Consider the following 19,524-nt stretch of genomic DNA (forward strand, 5'->3'; position numbering starts at 1 on the left):
ATAGCTATATGATCAATCAAAGCTAATGAAAACTCATTAGCTTTGATGTATTTTAAGGTTTAGCTCTCTCTAATAATATAATCAAATGCTGAAAGTGATGCTTTGGCGCCTTCACCCATTGCAATTACAATTTGTTTATAGGGTACAGTTGAAACATCGCCTGCGGCAAATATACCCGGCTCTGTAGTGTGACACTTCTCGTCAATAATCACTTCGCCATGTTGCGTGCGCTCAACAACCCCATTTAAAAACTCACTATTTGGTATTAAACCTATTTGAACAAATATACCAGATAGCTCTTGTCGTTTAAGCTCACCGTTTTCTCTATCTTGATAATCAAGGGCTGCAACTTTACCGTTTACTGCTATTACTTCTTTTACAGCTGCATTTTTTATAATGGTAATTTTATCATGTTTCATGGCTTTATCTACCAGTACTTGATCAGCTTTTAACTCAGGTAAAAATTCAAATACGGTTACGTGATTTACCATACTCGCTAAGTCAAGCGCAGCTTCTATTCCTGAGTTACCACCACCAACAACTGCGACATCTTTACCTTTAAAAAATGGACCATCACAATGAGGGCAAAAAGCGACCCCAGAACCAATATTTTCTTTTTCGCCTGGTACGCCTAGCTCACGCCATTTTGCACCTGTGGCTACAATCACTGTTTTACTGTCTATTATTTCACCACTTGAAAGGTGAAGTTTTTTAGGTGATTTTGTATTTGAGGCATCTTTTTCAATTTTATCAACACGTAAAAACTCTTTAATAGTGATATCGTAATCGCTTAAATGTGCTTGCATATTACCTGTGAGTTCAGAGCCTGTGGTTTTTGGTACTGAGATCAGGTTTTCAATGCCCACGGTATCTTTTACTTGGCCACCAATACGATCGGCAATCATGGTCACATTTAAGCCTTTACGTGCGGCATAAATTGCAGCCGCAACACCTGCTGGGCCTGCGCCTATCACCGTAACATCTTGCAGTGGTAATTGTTCTGTTTTTTTACTTTCTACTATATTAGGAAAGCGTTTGATCAGTTTATCAATTAACTGAGCGGTATCTATTTTGCCGTTTGCAAATAACTCACCGTTTAAATAAACGCTAGGCACACCTTGAATATTACGTTCATCTATTAAGTCTTTAAATAACCCGCCGTCTATCATTTCACTACTAATTGAATCATTTAATAAAGCAAACTGATTGAGTGATTGCACAACATCAGGACAGTTATGGCAGCTTAATGATATAAATACTTCAAAGTGCAGCTTATCGGAAATATTTTCAACCATATTTGTTAAGGTTTTATCTAGCTTTAACTCAGTGCCAGATGATTGCAAAATGGCTAAAATCAGTGAATTAAATTCGTGTCCGCTGGGTATACCTGAAAAATGAATGCCGTTATTTTTACCTTCAACTTCTAAATAAAAGGTGATTGGGCTACGTAAATTATCGTTACGTTCTACTAATTCTAAATTATCTGATACAGATGTTATTTGTGACAAAAATTCTTTTAATTCTTGTCGTTTACTGTGTTCACCAGTTTGTAAAACAAGTGACACCTTGTTAGTCATATTTTGGGTGTAATTTTTTAATGCTTTTAAAATATCGTTACTTAACATGGGGCAACCTTATAACTGAATTCACTGGCTTTTATTTTAAAATTGAGTGAATTTAACGGGTGAATTTGAATGAGAAATAAAAGCGGAAGTGTTAATGTGTTCCGCCATTCTATTTAGGTGTTATTTAGCTATTGTTAGATTTTGCCAACTAAATCTAAACTAGGTGTTAATGTTGCCTCGCCTTGCTCCCATGCAGCAGGACATACTTCACCATCGTTATCACGCACATATTGTGCTGCTTTTACGTTACGAACCATGTCTTTTGCACTTCGACCAATGCCACCGGCATGGATATGTGCTACTTGAATAACGCCATCAGGGTCTGCTAAAAATGTACCGCGATGTGCCATATGGTCTTCTTCAATCATCACATCAAAACCGCGAGTAATATGCCCTGTTTGATCGCCAATCATAGGGAATTTAATTTTACCTATGGCATCTGACGAGTCGTGCCATGCTTTGTGTGAAAAATGTGTATCTGTTGATACCGAGTAAACTTCAACACCTAATTCTTGTAATTCTTTATATTGGTTTGCCATGTCTTCTAATTCAGTCGGACATACAAATGTGAAATCAGCAGGGTAGAATAAAAAGATTGACCATTTACCTTTCACGCTATCAGTTGTTACTTCAACAAACTCGCCATTGTGAAATGCTTGTGCTTTAAATTCTGGGATAGTTTTGCCTATTTGAGCCATGAGTAATTCCTCTTAATTTTAATTTGAAATTTGTGTATTTCGTTTTGTTTAAAAGCATGTTTGCTTTCGATGGATGTATAATAGAATTACCCGAGAGATTAATAAATTTGATTAAACTGATATTAATGTTCTAAAAAATAGAATTATTAAATGTAAAAGTTATTGGGTAAGCTTAATGGGATGAATCGAAGTGAAACAGACGTTAATGTATTTATAATACAATTGGTATAAGTTATTAATTGTGAGTGTTATGAAGCAGTGCTTCATAATCATAAAATGAATGCCCAGCCATGAAGTGCGCATACCGTAAAGGTTAAAATCGCCCGCATTTGAAAATAGCTAAGATTAAGGGTATTTGAATTTTTGCTGCTCAAATAATACTCCACAGCTAATAATGCGATGTAGCCAAAAACTAATAAACTCAAAGCAATTGAGGTAGGAAAAAATAAACAAGCAAAACTATACAAGCAAAATAAATTACTTAAAATTAATGTTGTATTATTTTTAACAAGTCTATCTTTGCGCCATAATGTGCCTGACAAAAAGCTTAATATACAGACACTATAAAAAATAAATCCTTGCTCTGGTGTAATTGAATTTAAACTTACATTGGTCAGAGACATTAAAATCAACCCAATAAAAGGTAATAAACCTAAATAACCAAGTAATTGCCATACACGCATTTTATCAGCCCTTTATCTTGTGAATTATATTTACTAGCGGTTGCACGGGCATATCAGGCTTTGCATAGTGTAATCGATTAATTTTCTTTGTTTTATGATAGCTATCAAGCGAAGATACTGCCACAGTGTTTATTGATTCAATATCAATAAACCCGTCACTTTGAATCGCTTGTTGGTCACAAATGATATGTGTGATTTCGCCAATGATCATCAAAGTAGCGTTAAGCTCAATTGGAATAATTTGCGTTAATGAAACGGCATACTTTAAACGGCTTTGACCCACAAAAGGCGCATTAATCGTATCGATAAATTCGGTAGTTAATCCACATGATTCAAATTCACTTTGATTTTGTGAGTAGGCCGCAGATGTTTGATGCGCTTTGTCATAAAAAGCTTCACTGACTTGATTAATTGTATATTGCTTTGTTTGTTTTATGTTATCTAGCGTATGCCTTTTACCGTTGTCAGGTCGCATAATAAAAGCAACTAAAGCGGGTGAGGCACCAAGATGCACAACAGAACTAAACATTGCTAAGTTAGTTTGTCCTTTACTATTTTGACTGCCGATTAAATTAGCACTTTTAAATCCTGAGAGACTATTGATAAAAAGTGCGCGATCACGACTGTCCATATTATGAAGGTCATTTTGGTTAAAATATTTAAATTTGATAATGGTATTCACTGTGTACTGATTATTTGAACATAGATACGTAAAATAGGCTTTAACAGATCGATTTAAAATCGATCTTTAGGTTATTTTATGATTTGGTGTTTGAACTGTTTTTGTAAATAATTGAGCAATTGTTAAGTGATATAGAAGTGCAAAAGTGAACAATACCGCACAATAGCATTTATGTGAGGTTTATTTATAATCAGCTATTGTTTTGTGTGGCATCTTGCTTTTTGATGACTTTATGGCCATCTTCTGAAACGCCTTTTTTCCAATAACTGCTAATGTATATGTTTTCATGGGCGACTTGCTTTTCATTTTTATAGTAGCTTCTAAGTTGGCGCATAGCGTCAAATTCACATGCGCTCCAAATTGACACTATGCCATCTAACCATGAGAGTGACTTTACTTTACTATAAAGTGATTCTTCATTTGTGATCCAAATAACTTTTAAGTTTTTCGGCACCTCAATTAACTGTATGTCATTATTTTCTATCACTTTTATAATGGCGTAGCCCTTGGCATCATTTGGCAGGTTTTTAATTTTTTCAGAGAGTGCCGGCAATGCGGTCATATCGGCAACCATTAAGAACCAATCAGCATGTGTATTCATATCTTTTATTGTACCAGGTCAGACAATATTGATAATGTCACCTTTTTTAGCATTTATAGCCCAGCGAGCAGCAAAACCACATTGTAAATCTTCAGTAATATGGCGAACAAAATCGATTTCAATGGTGTGATTGATAGGTGAAAAAGATCTTATGGTGTAAGTTCGCATGATAGGTTTTTCATCTTCAGGCACTGTACTTAAATCAGTACCGCCAATTGGATTAAATAACAGCTTTATATAATTACCAGCACAGTCATTTGAGAAGTCAGCAAGTACATCACTTTGTAAGGTAATACGTTGCATATTTGCAGTAATTTTTTTTGAATTTAATACAGTTAATTGCTTAGGTGATGGTTTATTCATTTCTTACTTAATAATAATTCTCTTTTGCATTTAGGTTAACGTCACTTTTAACATGTGCATAGTGCTGTGAATTGATTTTACATTTTAAATTTTCATGAAGTATAAAATTAATATGTGATTCATTTTTGTTACTTATAGTAAAAACCCTGCACTGTGGCAGGGTTATGTTTTAAGTGAGTGATGATTTAGTTAATCTCACTTTAAATAGATGAAAATTATGCCGCAGCTAACTCCTTTGCATTGTTTTGCTCTGCTTTGATAGATTTGAGTTTTACTCTGTGGTCAGTCGCTAACCAATTGTAAAGTAGAGGTAAGACTACGAGAGTGAAAAATGTGCCAATTAACATACCTGCAACTAATATAACACCTATGCTATTTCGTGCTTCAGCACCTGCTCCAGTTACTAATACTAAAGGAAAGTGCCCTAATACTGTTGCAGCGGTAGTCATTAATATAGGGCGTAATCTCGTGGCTGCTGCAGACTTAACGGCGTCTAACTTACTCAAACCTTGTAGTTGCATATGATTTGCAAACTCAACTATAAGAATACCATTTTTGGCGATGAGTCCTATTAGGGTGATCAAACCGATTTGAGAATATATGTTGATTGAAGTAAAGCCTAAAAATGCAATTGATAATGCGCCGCTTAACGCTAATGGGGCACAGCCTAATAACACAACTAAAGGATCTCTAAAGCTATTAAATTGAATGGTTAAAACAAAGTAAACGATTATCAAAGATACTAATAATACATTTACCATGGTATTACCTTCTTTTCTAATTTGACGTGATTCACCTGCATAATCAATCGAATAACTTGCTGGAAGCAAATCTGCCGCTATTTCTTCAACAGAAGATAGTGCTTGTTCTTTAGAAATATGGGGTAAGACACCAGCAAAGATCCTAAATGATTTTTGTTGGTTAAACGAACCCAAAATACGAGGACTTGTTACAGCTTTTATTGTTGCAAAACTTGATACTTTGATTAAATCACCTGATGGTGTTTTCACTTGCATATCTAATACATTTTCTGGGTTGTATTTATTTGTTTTATCTACAACAGGTATTACGCGATAAGCTTTACCATTGTCATTGTATTGATTAACGTAATTGTTAGACATTAAAACGCTAAGTTGGTTATTAACCTCTGAAAGCGTTAATCCTAAATCAGCTATTAATTCTCTATTAATTAACAACTCAGTTTGAGGCAAGTCAATTTTGAGATCCGTATCAACAAACATAAAGTTACCTGTTTGATATGCTTTACCAATAATCTGTTCAGCATAATTACGCATTTGTTCAACATCATCGTTAGCACGTACAACCATTTCAACGTCAAATTGGCCCGCTGTAGGAAGTGCCGCAGGTAAAATAGGTAATAAGGTTAATTCACTGATACTACCTAGTTTGCCGTAAAGCTCAGGTAGACTTTCTTGAACACTGTTTTCTCTTTCATTGAAAGGCTCAAGCTCTACGCCGCCAAACCCTGCAGCAGCTGTTAAGATTTGCCAAACAAACTTACTGCCGTCAGTTGTTTTTAATGTATCAACAACTTGGTTCATATTATTAGAAGTGTACATTAAAGAAGACTCAGGAGGGGCTTCAACTACTACCTGTATACTGCTTTGATCTTCTACCGGTGCTAACTCCTTTTGTGAAAACATGTAAAATGGAATAACAAGTAAACTAAAGATAATTGCCATAACTAATACTTGAGCACGCCAGTTAAATATATGCGCTAGTATACGAAGGTAATAATTTTTTATATGTTCAAACCCTGAATTTATTTTAACCGTTAATTTGCCTTCTTTTCCGCCCTCAGGTGAAACATAAGCACTCATTATTGGAGATAATGTAATAGCCACAACACCTGAAATTAGTACGGCAACAGCTAAAGTAAATGCAAATTCTCTAAACAAAAACCCAGTTAAACCAGACAAAAAACCAATAGGAGCATATACAGCAGCAAGCGTTAAAGTCATGGCAATCACAGGTACTAAAAGTTGTCTTGAACTTAATAATGCTGATTCAAATCGTCCCTTGCCTTCACGCATATGTCGCGCTACGTTTTCAACAACAACGATGGCATCATCAACTACTAAACCTACGGATAAAACTACGGCTAATATAGTCAATAAATTTAATGAAAACCCCATTAGAGACATGATTGCAATTGCACCTAATATTGAAATAGGGATAGTGATCAGTGGCACTAATGCAGCTCTAAAAGACCCCATCATAGCGAGTACGACAATACCAACAAGTAACACAGTTTCGATTAATGTTGTGAATATTTCATTGATAGCATCGCGCATATACAAGGTACCATCATAACCAATACTGATTTTCATTCCTTGTGGTAAGGATTGATTAATACTTTCTAATTTTTTATAAAGCGCATCACCTATGGTAATTTCGTTGGCGCCAGGAAGAGCCCATACAGCCAAAAATATCGTTGTTTCATGATCGAGCCTTGCATTAACAAAACCTTCTTCTTCTCCAACTTCCACTTTAGCAACATCTGAAATACGTACTTGGGCACCTTCTATATCGGTAATAACGAGTTGCTCAAAGTCTTCTACTGTTTTTAATGTTGTATTTGCCATTACATCAACGCGTTGTTGATTATTTTTACTATGACCTAAAGTAGCGATTGTATTATTGTTGCTAAGGGCTGCGAATACTTGATCTGCACTTAAGTTAAAAATGGCTAATTTATCGGGATTTAACCAAATACGCATAGCAGGATTACGGCCGCCTTCTAGGGTGATTTTTTGTACCCCAGAAATATCACTCAACATTGGTGTAACATTACGAGAAAGGAAATCTGTAATTTGACTGCGTTTTTTTCCTTTTGCTTTCACATCTAAATAAAACAGTGCATTAGGGCTATCAGTACGTCGTACATTCACTGATGGATCTTCAGCGCCTGCAGGTAATTCAAACTTTATTTGACCTAACTTTGTTGTCATTTGAGTGAGTGCGTCGTTGGTATTGTGATTCAAGTTAAGCCAAGCGGTGACTTTACTATTACCTGAGGTAGTTATTGAATCGACATAATCAACACCAGGCACAGTTGATGCGACACGTTCAATCGGTTCGGTCACAAAGCCTTTAACAACTTCTGCGGATGCACCTGTGTATGTTGTTGTGATTTCAAGAGAGGCGCTTTCAATTTTAGGGTATTGTTGAACAGAAATTTTATTTGCAGAATAAAGACCTGCAAGAACAATTAATAATGATAAAACAATGGCTAATACTGGGCGACGAACAAAAATATCCATCACTGAAGGTTTATTGTCATTAAGCTCACTCATTATTATGCTCCAGTGCTAACATTGGATTTAAGGGCAATCTCTTCTTTGGGGTAAACTAATAAACCTTCACGTAATTTAAATGCACCTTCAGTCGCGATTTTTTTACCTACTTCAATACCTGATTTGATTATTTGTTGATCCTTTAACCGTTTGCCTAATTCGATCTGTACGCGATGTGCGCGGTATTGTTGGTTGTTATCTTTTTCTAAAGTGAAAAGGTAATCACCATTCTGATTGCGACTCACAGCTGAATTTGGCACTAACATTAGTTGTTTATTTGAACTTAGAATTTTAATGTCGACGATTTCATTATGCTCGTACCATTGACGACCATCGATTAGCTCAGCTCTGTACTGCATATGTCTTGATTTGTCATTGATCTGACTATTTTTGGCAATGATTTTTGCTGACTTATAATTTTCAAGGGGATCATTGATTGCTTTAATCATTATGTGATCGTTAATTGCGAGTTTTTCTTTAGTTTGGGCTAACTGAAAATCGATCCAAATAGTGGTTTCACTGCCTATTAATGTTGTAATGATTGAATTTGTTGCTATAAATTGACCGACTTGATACGTATCTAAACCAACAACACCATCAAATGGTGCGATAATATGTTTTTTGTTAATAATCGCTTTAAGATTCTCTGCGTTTGCTTTATTAACTTTTAATTGCGCGTTTGCGGTATCAAACTCTTGTTGGCTGACTTTGTTTTGCGAAAATAGTTTTTTCATCCGATCGAAATTATTACCAGCCAGTACTAAATTAGCATTTGCTGCGTCTAACTGTGCTTTTTCTTCAACCGTATTTAACGCTAAAAGTAATTGTCCTTTTTGTACTTTTTTCCCTGCAGTAAAGTTAACGGTTGTGATGATGCCTGACAGCTCGTTTTGTAATTGAACAACTTGCGTTGCAGAAACTTGGCCTGTTGCTTTTTCACTTTCTTGGTAAGCTGTTGTTGATGTAGTTATGCTATTAACTGTTGCTGATGGTTCTGGGAAAGATTCACCCATAGCGATAGCAGCTTGAATTTGTTGAAATTTAACAAACCCTAAACCAGCAACTGTCACTGCAATAATAAAAATGGTGGTTAACCAACGAGATAATTTCATATACTTCTCCGAATAGGGTATTTATCTTAAATTTTGTTCAATTAATAGATTGGCAACTTTAGAGATACCATTTGAATCAAGTGATGTTTGCCATTGATATGAATTAATGAGCCTTTGTAAACTTCTTATCGCAGGGGCATCAATTGCTAGTGGCTCATTTAATGAGTCAGTCCCGTCTGATATATGTCGAATTTGAACAATGCGGCCGACATATTGGTAACCCATTAATAGTGCCCAACAACCCAGATTGATTTCTTCAATCATTTGATCGGTACTGCCATTTAATGTTAATTCTCCAGAGTAAGCGGCCTGGTGCATGCATTTATTAAATACTTTTTCACATTCTTCATTTGCCTTGATCATTTTGTCAGTCCAAAGTGATGAGGCACGACTGATCACAAGATCGTTGGCTGCAAATGACTCTAATTGACTATCAAAAGGGTATACCTGAATTTTTGTTGGGTTGAGCAAAGCGATGGCGGCAATTTTTTCTGGCGTTGTTAGATCCATAGCTAAAATTTGTTTGAAAATATTACTTTGGTAGTGAAAAACTCTTGTTGCTAAAGCAAAAATTATATCCTCTTTACATTGCACATGTTTGTAAATTGAACCCATAGACAACTTAGCCGCTTTTGATATCGACGACATTGTAAAATCTAAAAGAGAAGTATCAGCAATACATTCTGCTGCTGCATTTAAAATCATCTCTTCTTGTTCTTGAGGACTATATTTAGGTGCTGGTGCCATTAATTCATCTCTTTAATTAATGTTTGAGACGTTTGAATTTCATTCGAACGCCATTCGAATGTGGTTATTTTTGATCTCTGAAGTGTAAAAGTCAAGTGTTTGTTTATAAATTGAGCGGAGGTTTTTATTATTGAATATGTTTTGTATCAATCTACCTTTAACAAATGTGGTGTTTTTGAATAATAATGGCAGAAGTGTGATTGGCTGATTTGAATTGAGTATGAAAAATTAGCTGTGTTAAAGTTTAAAAAATCAGAAATGTAATTAGAAACAATACACATATAAAAAAGAGAATACTCTGGGTGTACAGTATTCTCTTTGATTAAATTACCTGGTTTTATTTCAAATCAAATCTATCTAGTTGCATGACTTTAACCCAAGCGGCTATAAAGTCATTTACAAACTTTTTATTAGCGTCATCTGATGCATATACTTCAGCTATTGCTCTGAGTTCAGTATTCGAACCAAAAATAAGATCGACAGGCGTTGCTTGATATTTAAGTTTACCAGAAGCGCGATCGTGACCAAGATAAATGCTAGGATTAGCATCTTTTGTCCATACGTTTGCCATATCTAATAAATTAACAAAAAAGTCATTGCTTAATACACCTGGTTTATCGGTGAATACACCTAATGATGAGCCATCATAGTTTGCATTGAGTACTCGCATACCGCCAACAAGTACAGTCATTTCGGGTACATTTAAGCCAAGTGTATTTGCTTTATCAATTAACATTTCTGCTGGTGACATGTAGCTTTCGTCAGAATAGTAATTTCTAAAACCATCGGCTGTCGGTTTTAAATAGTTAAATGACTTAACGTTAGTTTGTTTTTGTGTTGCATCAGCACGCCCCGGTGTAAATGGTACAGTAATGTTATGACCAGCTTGTTTTGCTGCATTTTCTATTGCAGCGGCACCACTTAAAACAATTAAATCAGCGAGTGAAACCTGCTTATCCGAAGTTTTTTTATTGAACTTAGCTTGAATAGATTTTAGCTTTGTTAATACTGTTTTTAACTGCTTAGGGTTATTTACAGCCCAAGTATTTTGCGGAGCAAGATTTATACGGGCACCATTTGCACCACCTCGCATATCGGTTATTCGATGGCTAGAAGCTGCTGCCCACGCTGTTTTAACCAGTTCAGAATTATCTATATCAGAGCTTAAAATTTGCTTTTTAAGACTATTAATATCTTTTTTGGTAATAAGTTTATGATTAATGCTTGGAATAGGGTCTTGCCATGATAAAACTTCACTTGGTATGTCTGTGCCAACATATCTAGCACGTGGGCCCATATCGCGATGGGTCAATTTGAACCATGCTTTAGCAAATGCTTTATCAAATTCTGAAGGGTCTTTTTGAAAACGTAAAACGACTTTTCTAAATTCAGGGTCTTCTTTTAATGCGATATCGGTTGTAAACATAATAGGTGCATTACGCTTATTTGGAATATGGGCATCAGGTACTAAATTGGCGGCAGCTTTGTTATCTGGGATCCACTGTTTAGCGCCAGCTGGGCTTTTAGTTAAAACCCAATTAAAGTTCATTAGGTTATCTAAATAATTAGATGACCATTGTGTTGGTGTGACTGTCCAAGCACCTTCTAAGCCGCTTGTTATGGTATCAGCACCAACACCTGTACCACATTTGTTTTTCCAACCTAAACCTTGCGATTCAATATTGGCTGCAGCGGGCTCGGCACCAACACACTTATTTGGCTTTTTTGCGCCATGTGCTTTACCTAAAGTATGACCGCCAGCAATTAAAGCGACTATTTCTTCATCATTCATCGCCATGCGACCGAACGACATTCTAATGTCATCTGCTGCTAATAATGGATCGGGTTTACCATGAGGTCCTTCTGGGTTTACATAAATTAAACCCATTTCAACAGCTGCAAGTGGGCCTTTTAATTTGCCTTTTTTATCGCGGCGTTTATCTGATAGCATTTTTGTTTCTGGGCCCCAGTAAACTAAATCTGGCTCCCAATCATCGGCTCTACCACCGGCAAAGCCAAAGGTTTTAGAACCCATAGATTCAAGAGCGACATTGCCTGACAGTACCATTAAATCAGCCCAAGATATTTTACGACCGTACTTTTGTTTTACAGGCCATAATAAACGGCGTGCTTTATCTAAATTGGCATTATCAGGCCAGCTATTGAGTGGATCGAACCTTTGTTGTCCGCCAGAAGCGCCGCCACGACCATCATGAACACGATAAACCCCAGCACTATGCCATGCCATTCGGATCATTAATGGGCCATAATGCCCCCAATCAGCGGGCCACCAGGTTTTTGAATCTGTCAGTGTGGTCTGAATATCTTTTTTTAATTGTTTTAAATCAAGCGTTGCAAACTCTTTAGCATAATTGAATTGTTCGCCATAAGGATTTGATTCGATACTGTGCTGGCGAAGTGGGCTTAAGTTTAGTTGCTCAGGCCACCAAAATTGATTGGTCTTTGCTTCAGTGGTCGCTACTGCTGCTGGAGAAATCATCATAGATGAGAGCGCAACAGAGATAGCAGCTGCGATAGGGAGTGATTTTTTTAACATTATTTTACCTCAGATACATCATTAATTTCGATTGATATAAATCTTAGAAGCAAAAGAGTCGCTTTTATAATTGATAAAATAGAAGATAACGTTCGATTTTTTATTCGTGCACTATGATGACTTACTGATTAGACTCTATGAAACGGTATTCAGAAACACCATAAAAATATGATTTCATTAAAACAATTACACTATGCATTAGCGATTGAAAAAACGCTGCACTTTAAAAAAGCGGCAGAAGCGTGCAACGTATCGCAATCGGCTTTAAGTACAGCAATCAATGAGCTGGAAAAACAGTTAGATATCACCATTTTTGAGCGAAATAACAAGCAAGTTTTAATCACCAATGAAGGCAAGTTAATTCTAGATAAAGCACGAAAAGTAAAAATAGAATTAGATGAATTATTACAAATCCCTCAGATCAGCAAACAAGCATTTTCTGCGCCTATGAGTATCGGCGTGATCCCAACAATAGGGCCATATTTACTACCAAAAGTTTTGCCTGAAGTACGCGCTAAATACCCCGAATTTAAACTTAAAATAATTGAAGAACAATCTCATGTGCTGGTGGATATGGTTCGTAATGGCGAGCTTGATGCGGCTATTTTAGCATTGCCTTATCCTATTGAGGGTTTGATGAGCTTTGACTTTTGGCAAGAAGATTTTTATTGGGTGTGTCACAAAGATGAATGCCCAAGTAAAGTACAAGAGATCACCAGTGAAGAGTTAGAAATTGATAAATTAATGTTATTAAAAGACGGGCACTGCTTAAAAGAGCACGCATTAGCCGCATGTAGTTTACAAAATAAAAATCAAGAGTCTGATTTTGATTCCGCCAGTTTACATACTTTAATTCAAATGGTTGCAGGTAAACTAGGTACTACCTTAGTACCACAAATGGCATTAGATCAACTTACTTATAATGAATCTGAACTGCGAGCGATACACTTAAATGAACCAGGGCCACATAGAACAATCGCTTTAGTGATCAGGCCAAATTATGTGAGAACGAAAGAATTAACGTTATTACAAAGTATTTTTACGGAACAATTATCTGAAAAATGTGGTTAATTTGGACCTTATACCAATTCCAATTAATATATGAACAATCTAAATAGTCTAAAAATACAATAGCTGCGTTGCCTGTATGGATGCAGGTACTTAGGTTTAGTCTGGAGCAATAAATCTTTTCTTTCACTCCTAATAGCCAGCTATTAGTCAATCAAGCGCCTTGCCTATATGGATATAGGTACTTAGGTTTAGCCTGGAGCTATAAACCTGTGCTTTTGAAAATTTATCTTAATTTATATTTGCTCACTAACTGAATAGAATTGGTAAAAAACTGAAAATTGTAAGTTCAGTTTTTTAGAATCTTGTCTTCCAATAAACTTGATTTAATAAATTATAAAAATACAGCACACTGGTTTTGTCTTAAATAACCAAGGTAAATAATATGAAAACACTATTAAATAATATTAAATCAATCTTTACAGAAGATACTCAAAAACAACAAGTAAGCCAATGTAATTACCCTAACAATTATTATGGCGATCAATGTTGTCAGTCTTAATATTTAACACTCTCTTTTATAGGGTTGGCACTTAATAGTTCGTCAACCCTATCTCTTACCAATACAATTTCTCATATCCTTCTTAGTATTACTTCAATTCATACAAAATCAATATATTTCATTATTTGTTTGATTCAACATGTTATATGGTGAATTTAGCTAATAACAAAAACAGAATAAGGAATATTTGATGAGTAAAATAATTACAACAACAGACAGGTTAATAATCAGAGAGAAAGTAATAGAAGATAGTGAGTTTATTTTACAACATTATAATGAACCATTATTTATAAAGAATATCGCAGACAAGAAAATCTATACCTTAGATGATGCCAAGCAATTTCTTATTAATGGCCCAATAAAAAGTTACCAAGAAAATGGCTTTGGCATGTTTTTAATCGTATTGAAAGACTCTAATACGCCTATTGGCACTTGTGGATTAATGAAGCGAGACAATACTGATGACATAGATTTAGGGTATGCACTTATGAGTGATTATCATAAGCAAGGTTATGTGCTTGAAGCCGCAAAGGCAGTGCTGGAGTATGCCAAAAATGAAATAAAACTGACTCATATTCTTGGCTATACCGCTTTAGATAATTCAGATTCTATGAATGTATTAAAAAAACTCGGCTTTAGTGAATTAGGTGAAAGTAAATTAGCTGGCTACGATACACCGAGTTTAAAGTTTTCACGTAATTTGTAAAGGACTCATATTTTAAAATGCGTAAACTCGTTAATATTGATTCGTGATGTTCAATGGGGTTTTATACTGACCGGCAACTGGTTTTCTACCAATACTGCACATGAGCATGGTAATTTAAGAGATTAGTATTTGGGTAGCATGTTTTAAATTGATAGCATGAAATCTGGATATTTCATTATAATATGATAAGTTACTGACGAAAAGTCATATTGTCCACATAAAAGGAAGTTGATGTTAGTTGTTACAGAAATAATTCGTCAAATGAAGCAAGGTCAAACAGCCCCTTTTTTATGTAAAGCTGATGACGGGTATCTTTATATTGTAAAAGGTGCTAGAGCAACACCCAAGGGGTTGATAAAAGAGTGGATCGCAGCGCATCTATGTAAGGAATTCGGTTTACCTTGTCCTGAGTTTAGTTTGGTATATGTTGATGATGCGCTAGTTGAATATGGTTACTCAGATCTTGGTTCAGGTATGTGCTTTGCCTCTAAGTTTGTTCCAAATATTCAAGATGTGACATTTTCTCAATTACAAAAAGTATCAAAGCAGATATTGCAGGATTTGTTTGTATTTGATTATTGGATAAAAAATGATGATAGATGCTTAACTCAGTTAGGAGGTAATCCAAATTTATTTTTTGAACCTCTGTCAAATCAACTATTTGTTTTGGATCACAATTTATCTTTTGAACCGAGTTTCAGCTTAACTAACCATTGTGAACTGCATGTCGGCAGGATGGCGTGGTTTGAGCCACAACAACCTTTGTTGGCAAAGTCGTATTATGAAGAACGAATTCACTCTTCTATTGCTATACTTCAAGAAGCAATAGATTCTTTGCCTCAAGAGTGGTTGGAACATTACGATTTAGATAGCATAAATCGTGAAATCATCGTAGTATTGGAACAGTATAAATCAGCAAACTTTTGGGAGGACATAAAATGAAACAACTTTGTAAATACGCAATTGTGCGCTTTATGCCTTTCAGTGAAACGCAAGAATTCGCAAATGTTGGTGTTCTTTTGTTTTCTCCAAAAACAGGTTTTGTAGATTTTCACTTAGCACCAAAGAACTTCGGTAGGGTGACTCATTTCTTCGATGATTTAAATGGTGAACTTTATAGAAATACTCTTATTGCTTTCGAACTGGAGCTAACACGGGTTAAAGAGTTTGGTTCTCAGTTTTTTGGAGAGAAGCAAGTTGAGCTATTAGAAGAAGTGACTCGATATCGAGAAGGTATTATTAGCTTTAGTGAAACTCGAGCTATGTTACATAATAATCCACAGGTTGCATTAGAAGAACTTTATAAAATGTATGTTGCACGAAACTTTGTAACTAAAGAATATCGTGAACATCAAATGGTCAAAGCATTAAGACATGATTTGAAAAAACATATTTCTAATGTTCACTATACTCAACAAAAATTAATAGCTGATTATAATGTACAAATAGATATGCCTTTTGTAACAAAAGGGTGTCATGTAACAAAAGTGATCAAACCTCTGTCATTTAATCAAGCTAAACCACTTAATTTAATCGAGCATGGTGAGCAATGGATTAACCGTGTAAAACGTTTAATTAAGGCTAATACTATAGAAGCTACTAACATGCTGTTTGCATTAGAGAAACCAAGCAGTGAGAAAAAAGAGATTGTTAAAGCTTATCAAGAAGTCACTGATGAAATGAAAGAACTAGATACAAAAGTTGTTTTATTTGATGATAAGAAAAGTATTTTTCAATTTGCTTCAGACCTTGAACATGGTGAGTTTAAGCTAACTTAATCACAACTATATCAATACAAAATAAATAGAAAGAGCAGCCACTCGGTTGTTCTTTTTATATGTTCTTTAAAATCCTTTTTCCTACAAATTCATATATACGATAGCTTCTGATAATACCATCTTAAATAGAATTCTGTGTTGTCCTTAATATGTTCTATACACTTAGGTTCTGGTAGTCTTATTTATTTGATAAATAAAGGTCTGTGTTGAAGGAGATAAAAATGAATTCAATAATGTTCATGTAAGCAGACAGGTATGCAAAGTAGCTAATATGACATTTGTATAATTTTAATTAATAAAGATTTTTATCTTTTAGATTGATCATGTATTTATCGGGATTGGTATTAAATACTTGGTAGATATAGCGTTGCTTTAGCACCTATATCATCAAGCCTATTTTTAATGGTTAAGTCTCCACCATGATTCATGATAATTTGACGGCTGAGTACCAAGCCAATACCACTGCCCTCTTGTTTAGTTGTATAAAAAGGTATAAATAAATTATCCGTATTTTCAATACCACAGCCCTGATCGAGTACGTGTATTAAGATTTTATTTGTTTGTCTTTCCCATTTTATGGTTATTTCTCCGTTTGGATTATCTTGCATTGACTCGTATGCATTTTTAACCAAATTCACCAATACTTGCTGTAATTGATTTTTATCTGCATAAATAGTCAGTTCATTTGATACAAGTGAGATATTGGCATCATCAAATAATAAAATAATAGAACTCATTAATTGCCTAATATCCAAAAGGCACTTAGTTGGGGGAGGTAATTGAGTTAATTGTTGGTAACTTTGAATAAACTCATTTAGAGAGTGAGATCGTTCAGTGATCACAGATAAGCCATCTTTTAAGTCATCATCAAATTCAGATGATGATTTATTTTTTGATAAAAGTAAGGATAAGGTGTCACTGATAGAGCTGATAGGAGCCAGAGAATTATTTATTTCGTGGCTGAGCACCCTTAATAGTTTTTGCCATGCTTGTCGTTCTTCATCTCTAAGAATATCTTGTATATCTGTGATAAAAATAAGCCTTTTTTTGACACCTTTTTCAAAATATTCATCTGTGTGTATGTATACTTTCTTTTTATATTCTTTAATTTCAAACTCAACAACTTGCCTATATTCACCAGATAAAACTTTTTCTAGCCCTAGCTGTTTTACAGGCCAACCATGCATCGCTTCGAATCGACAGTTAAACAGCTTTTCTGCAGCTGGGTTCATTAAAGCAATGTTATAGCTATTATCTACGGCAATAATAGCGACATCTATTTGTGTAATAACCTTGTGCAATAAAATATGCTTTTCTTTAGTTATCAAACTTTGCTCAGCTAAGGTTTGAGTTAAAGTATTAAGTAAGTGATTAAACTGATCTAGTGCACCATTAGACTTGGTAAGATGGGCTCGCATAGAATAATCGCCAGAGGCCACAGACTCCATTATATTAGTAGAGGTTCGAAATTGAAAAATGACTTGTTGTCTTAATGAAAGTGCGCCATAAAACACAATAACCAATATAGAAAAACTAAGCATTAATTTTAAATATACTGATATATCATGAGAGTATAGTGTGTAAAACAAAAAAGAAGTGGGCAGTAAACCTATAAAAAGTGCCAGACTCATTAATTTGTTTTCAAAGCTTATTGAGCTCGTTTTAGATTCTTTTTTCATTAGCTAAAGGTTATGCTTTTCTAATCGTCGATAGTACGAACTGCGACTTAAGCCTAATGATGCTGCAGTGTCATGGTAGTTTTTGTCAAAACGGTCTAATCGCTCACTGATGATATGCTTTTCAATGACATCTAATGTCGCGTTGTCAAAATCAAAGCCTATATATTCATTTTCACTTTTATTTAACCCCAGATCACTGAGGCTGATAGTAGGATTTTGGCTTAAAAAAATAGCCCGCTCGATCATATGGCTTAATTCTCGAATATTTCCAGGCCAATTGTATGCTTTTAAAGCGGCTATAGCGTCTTCATTAAAAGCATCATGCTTTAAACGATATTTTTCTGTATGTTTTTTTAAAAAGTGCAACGCTAATGGTAAAATGTCATCAATCCTTTCTCGTAAAGGAGGGATTTTAATTTCAACTGTGTTAAGCCGATATAATAAATCTTGGCGAAAATGACCTTCTTCTATTAACTTCATTAAATCAGCGTTGGTTGCTGACACTAATCTTACATCAGCTTTTTTAGTTTTAGAGCTACCTACTTTTTCAAATTGGTGTTCTTCTAATACTCTTAATAATTTAGCTTGCTGTGAAATCGGAATATTAGCGATTTCATCTAGAAATAGGGTACCCTGTTCAGCTAATTCAAATCGGCCTATACGGTTTTCTTTAGCATCGGTAAAGGCTCCTTTTACATGGCCAAACATTTCACTTTCAAACAAGTTTTCACTGATTGCACCCATATTTACCGACAGAAAACTATTTTCTTTTCGTGATGAACAATGATGTAAATAATCAGCTAGCATACTTTTACCAGTGCCATTTTCACCTGTTAGCAATATATTCATATCACTTTTAGAAAACTTTCTTAATTGCTCTAAAACGTTTTTCATTGCGATGGATTTAGCAATAATGCCTGAATCAGGCATTGATGTTTCATCACGCAGTAGGGCATTTTCTTGAACTAGCTTACAACCTTTTTTTTCTATATCTTTTATTCGTATTTGTGACTGTAAAATTGTAAGTAAATGCTCATTTCGCCATGGCTTTTGAATAAAATCAGTAGCACCAGATTTCATCGCTTCGACTGCAATTTCAATGCTACTAAAGCCGGTCATAACTATAATAGGCAAATGTTGGTCGAGTTTTTTTATTTCGGATATAAGCGCCAAGCCTTCCTTTCCTGATGTGGTATCTTTTTTATAGTTCAGATCAATTAAAGCAGCTGAAAAATCACGGCGAGATAATATTTGCAGTAGTTCAGAAGGGGAGTTGACTGACACCACGTCATAATCATGGGATTTTAATAACAACTTTAATGCTGTGATGATCCGAGAGTCATCATCAGCAATAATGATTGAATGTTTATTTTGATTCATTCAGGCAACACAACTCTGCTAAATTA

Annotated in this window: 16 protein-coding genes; 4 read left to right on the forward strand and 12 right to left on the reverse strand. The window is 35.0% G+C overall.

Annotated features, from left to right (window positions below; translation table 11 throughout):
• Positions 1-59: 59 nt before the first annotated feature.
• From ahpF to katG, 10 genes are all read right to left on the reverse strand, one after another.
• The gene (gene ahpF, locus KO527_RS22815) at positions 60-1,625 is read right to left on the reverse strand and encodes an alkyl hydroperoxide reductase subunit F (RefSeq protein WP_216042548.1); all 1,566 of its coding nucleotides are present in this window, start codon (positions 1,623-1,625) and stop codon (positions 60-62) included.
• Between the two features lie 134 nt (positions 1,626-1,759).
• Positions 1,760-2,323: an alkyl hydroperoxide reductase subunit C gene (gene ahpC, locus KO527_RS22820; protein ID WP_042143543.1), complete on the reverse strand. Its 564-nt coding sequence runs from the start codon at positions 2,321-2,323 to the stop codon at positions 1,760-1,762.
• Positions 2,324-2,592: 269 nt separating this feature from the next.
• Positions 2,593-3,006: a DUF3429 domain-containing protein gene (locus KO527_RS22825; protein ID WP_216042549.1), complete on the reverse strand. Its 414-nt coding sequence runs from the start codon at positions 3,004-3,006 to the stop codon at positions 2,593-2,595.
• 4 nt (positions 3,007-3,010) lie between these two features.
• Positions 3,011-3,637: a flavin reductase gene (locus tag KO527_RS22830; protein ID WP_216042550.1), complete on the reverse strand. Its 627-nt coding sequence runs from the start codon at positions 3,635-3,637 to the stop codon at positions 3,011-3,013.
• A gap of 241 nt (positions 3,638-3,878) precedes the next feature.
• Positions 3,879-4,289 carry a siderophore-interacting protein gene (locus tag KO527_RS26135; RefSeq protein ID WP_252733993.1) on the reverse strand — a complete coding sequence of 137 codons (411 nt, stop codon included), beginning with the start codon at positions 4,287-4,289 and terminating at the stop codon, positions 3,879-3,881.
• An 18-nt stretch (positions 4,290-4,307) separates the two neighbouring features.
• The gene (locus tag KO527_RS26140; protein WP_252733995.1) at positions 4,308-4,652 is read right to left on the reverse strand and encodes a siderophore-interacting protein; all 345 of its coding nucleotides are present in this window, start codon (positions 4,650-4,652) and stop codon (positions 4,308-4,310) included.
• 215 nt (positions 4,653-4,867) lie between these two features.
• Complete coding sequence (locus KO527_RS22840) at positions 4,868-7,969, reverse strand: efflux RND transporter permease subunit (RefSeq protein ID WP_216042551.1); 3,102 nt, start codon at positions 7,967-7,969, stop codon at positions 4,868-4,870.
• 2 nt (positions 7,970-7,971) lie between these two features.
• Positions 7,972-9,081, reverse strand: a complete 1,110-nt coding sequence (locus tag KO527_RS22845) for an efflux RND transporter periplasmic adaptor subunit (protein ID WP_216042552.1) — start codon at positions 9,079-9,081, stop codon at positions 7,972-7,974.
• A 21-nt stretch (positions 9,082-9,102) separates the two neighbouring features.
• Positions 9,103-9,828 (reverse strand): TetR/AcrR family transcriptional regulator, encoded by a 726-nt coding sequence (locus tag KO527_RS22850; protein ID WP_216042553.1) that lies wholly within the window; start codon positions 9,826-9,828, stop codon positions 9,103-9,105.
• A 337-nt stretch (positions 9,829-10,165) separates the two neighbouring features.
• The gene (gene katG / locus KO527_RS22855; protein ID WP_216042554.1) at positions 10,166-12,385 is read right to left on the reverse strand and encodes a catalase/peroxidase HPI; all 2,220 of its coding nucleotides are present in this window, start codon (positions 12,383-12,385) and stop codon (positions 10,166-10,168) included.
• A 168-nt stretch (positions 12,386-12,553) separates the two neighbouring features.
• On the opposite strand from katG, the gene KO527_RS22860 reads away from it, so the two are divergent.
• From KO527_RS22860 to KO527_RS22875, 4 genes are all read left to right on the forward strand, one after another.
• Positions 12,554-13,456: a hydrogen peroxide-inducible genes activator gene (locus KO527_RS22860; protein WP_216042555.1), complete on the forward strand. Its 903-nt coding sequence runs from the start codon at positions 12,554-12,556 to the stop codon at positions 13,454-13,456.
• Between the two features lie 689 nt (positions 13,457-14,145).
• Positions 14,146-14,661: a GNAT family N-acetyltransferase gene (locus tag KO527_RS22865; protein ID WP_216042556.1), complete on the forward strand. Its 516-nt coding sequence runs from the start codon at positions 14,146-14,148 to the stop codon at positions 14,659-14,661.
• A 231-nt stretch (positions 14,662-14,892) separates the two neighbouring features.
• Complete coding sequence (locus KO527_RS22870) at positions 14,893-15,603, forward strand: HipA family kinase (RefSeq protein WP_216042557.1); 711 nt, start codon at positions 14,893-14,895, stop codon at positions 15,601-15,603.
• On the forward strand, positions 15,600-16,439 hold the full coding sequence (locus tag KO527_RS22875) for a DUF3037 domain-containing protein (protein WP_216042558.1): 840 nt from the start codon (positions 15,600-15,602) through the stop codon (positions 16,437-16,439). The genes KO527_RS22870 and KO527_RS22875 overlap by 4 nt, the downstream gene beginning before the upstream one ends.
• 344 nt (positions 16,440-16,783) lie before the next feature.
• Here the strand turns inward: KO527_RS22875 and KO527_RS22880 are convergent, their stop codons facing one another.
• Both KO527_RS22880 and KO527_RS22885 read right to left on the reverse strand, forming a co-directional pair.
• A complete protein-coding gene (locus KO527_RS22880) occupies positions 16,784-17,857 on the reverse strand; it encodes an ATP-binding protein (RefSeq protein WP_252733996.1) in 1,074 nt (357 codons plus the stop codon).
• Between the two features lie 264 nt (positions 17,858-18,121).
• Positions 18,122-19,498: a sigma-54 dependent transcriptional regulator gene (locus tag KO527_RS22885; protein ID WP_216042560.1), complete on the reverse strand. Its 1,377-nt coding sequence runs from the start codon at positions 19,496-19,498 to the stop codon at positions 18,122-18,124.
• Positions 19,499-19,524: the final 26 nt, after the last annotated feature.

Origin of the sequence: Pseudoalteromonas sp. C2R02 (assembly GCF_018860845.1) — a bacterium.
GTDB lineage: Bacteria > Pseudomonadota > Gammaproteobacteria > Enterobacterales > Alteromonadaceae > Pseudoalteromonas.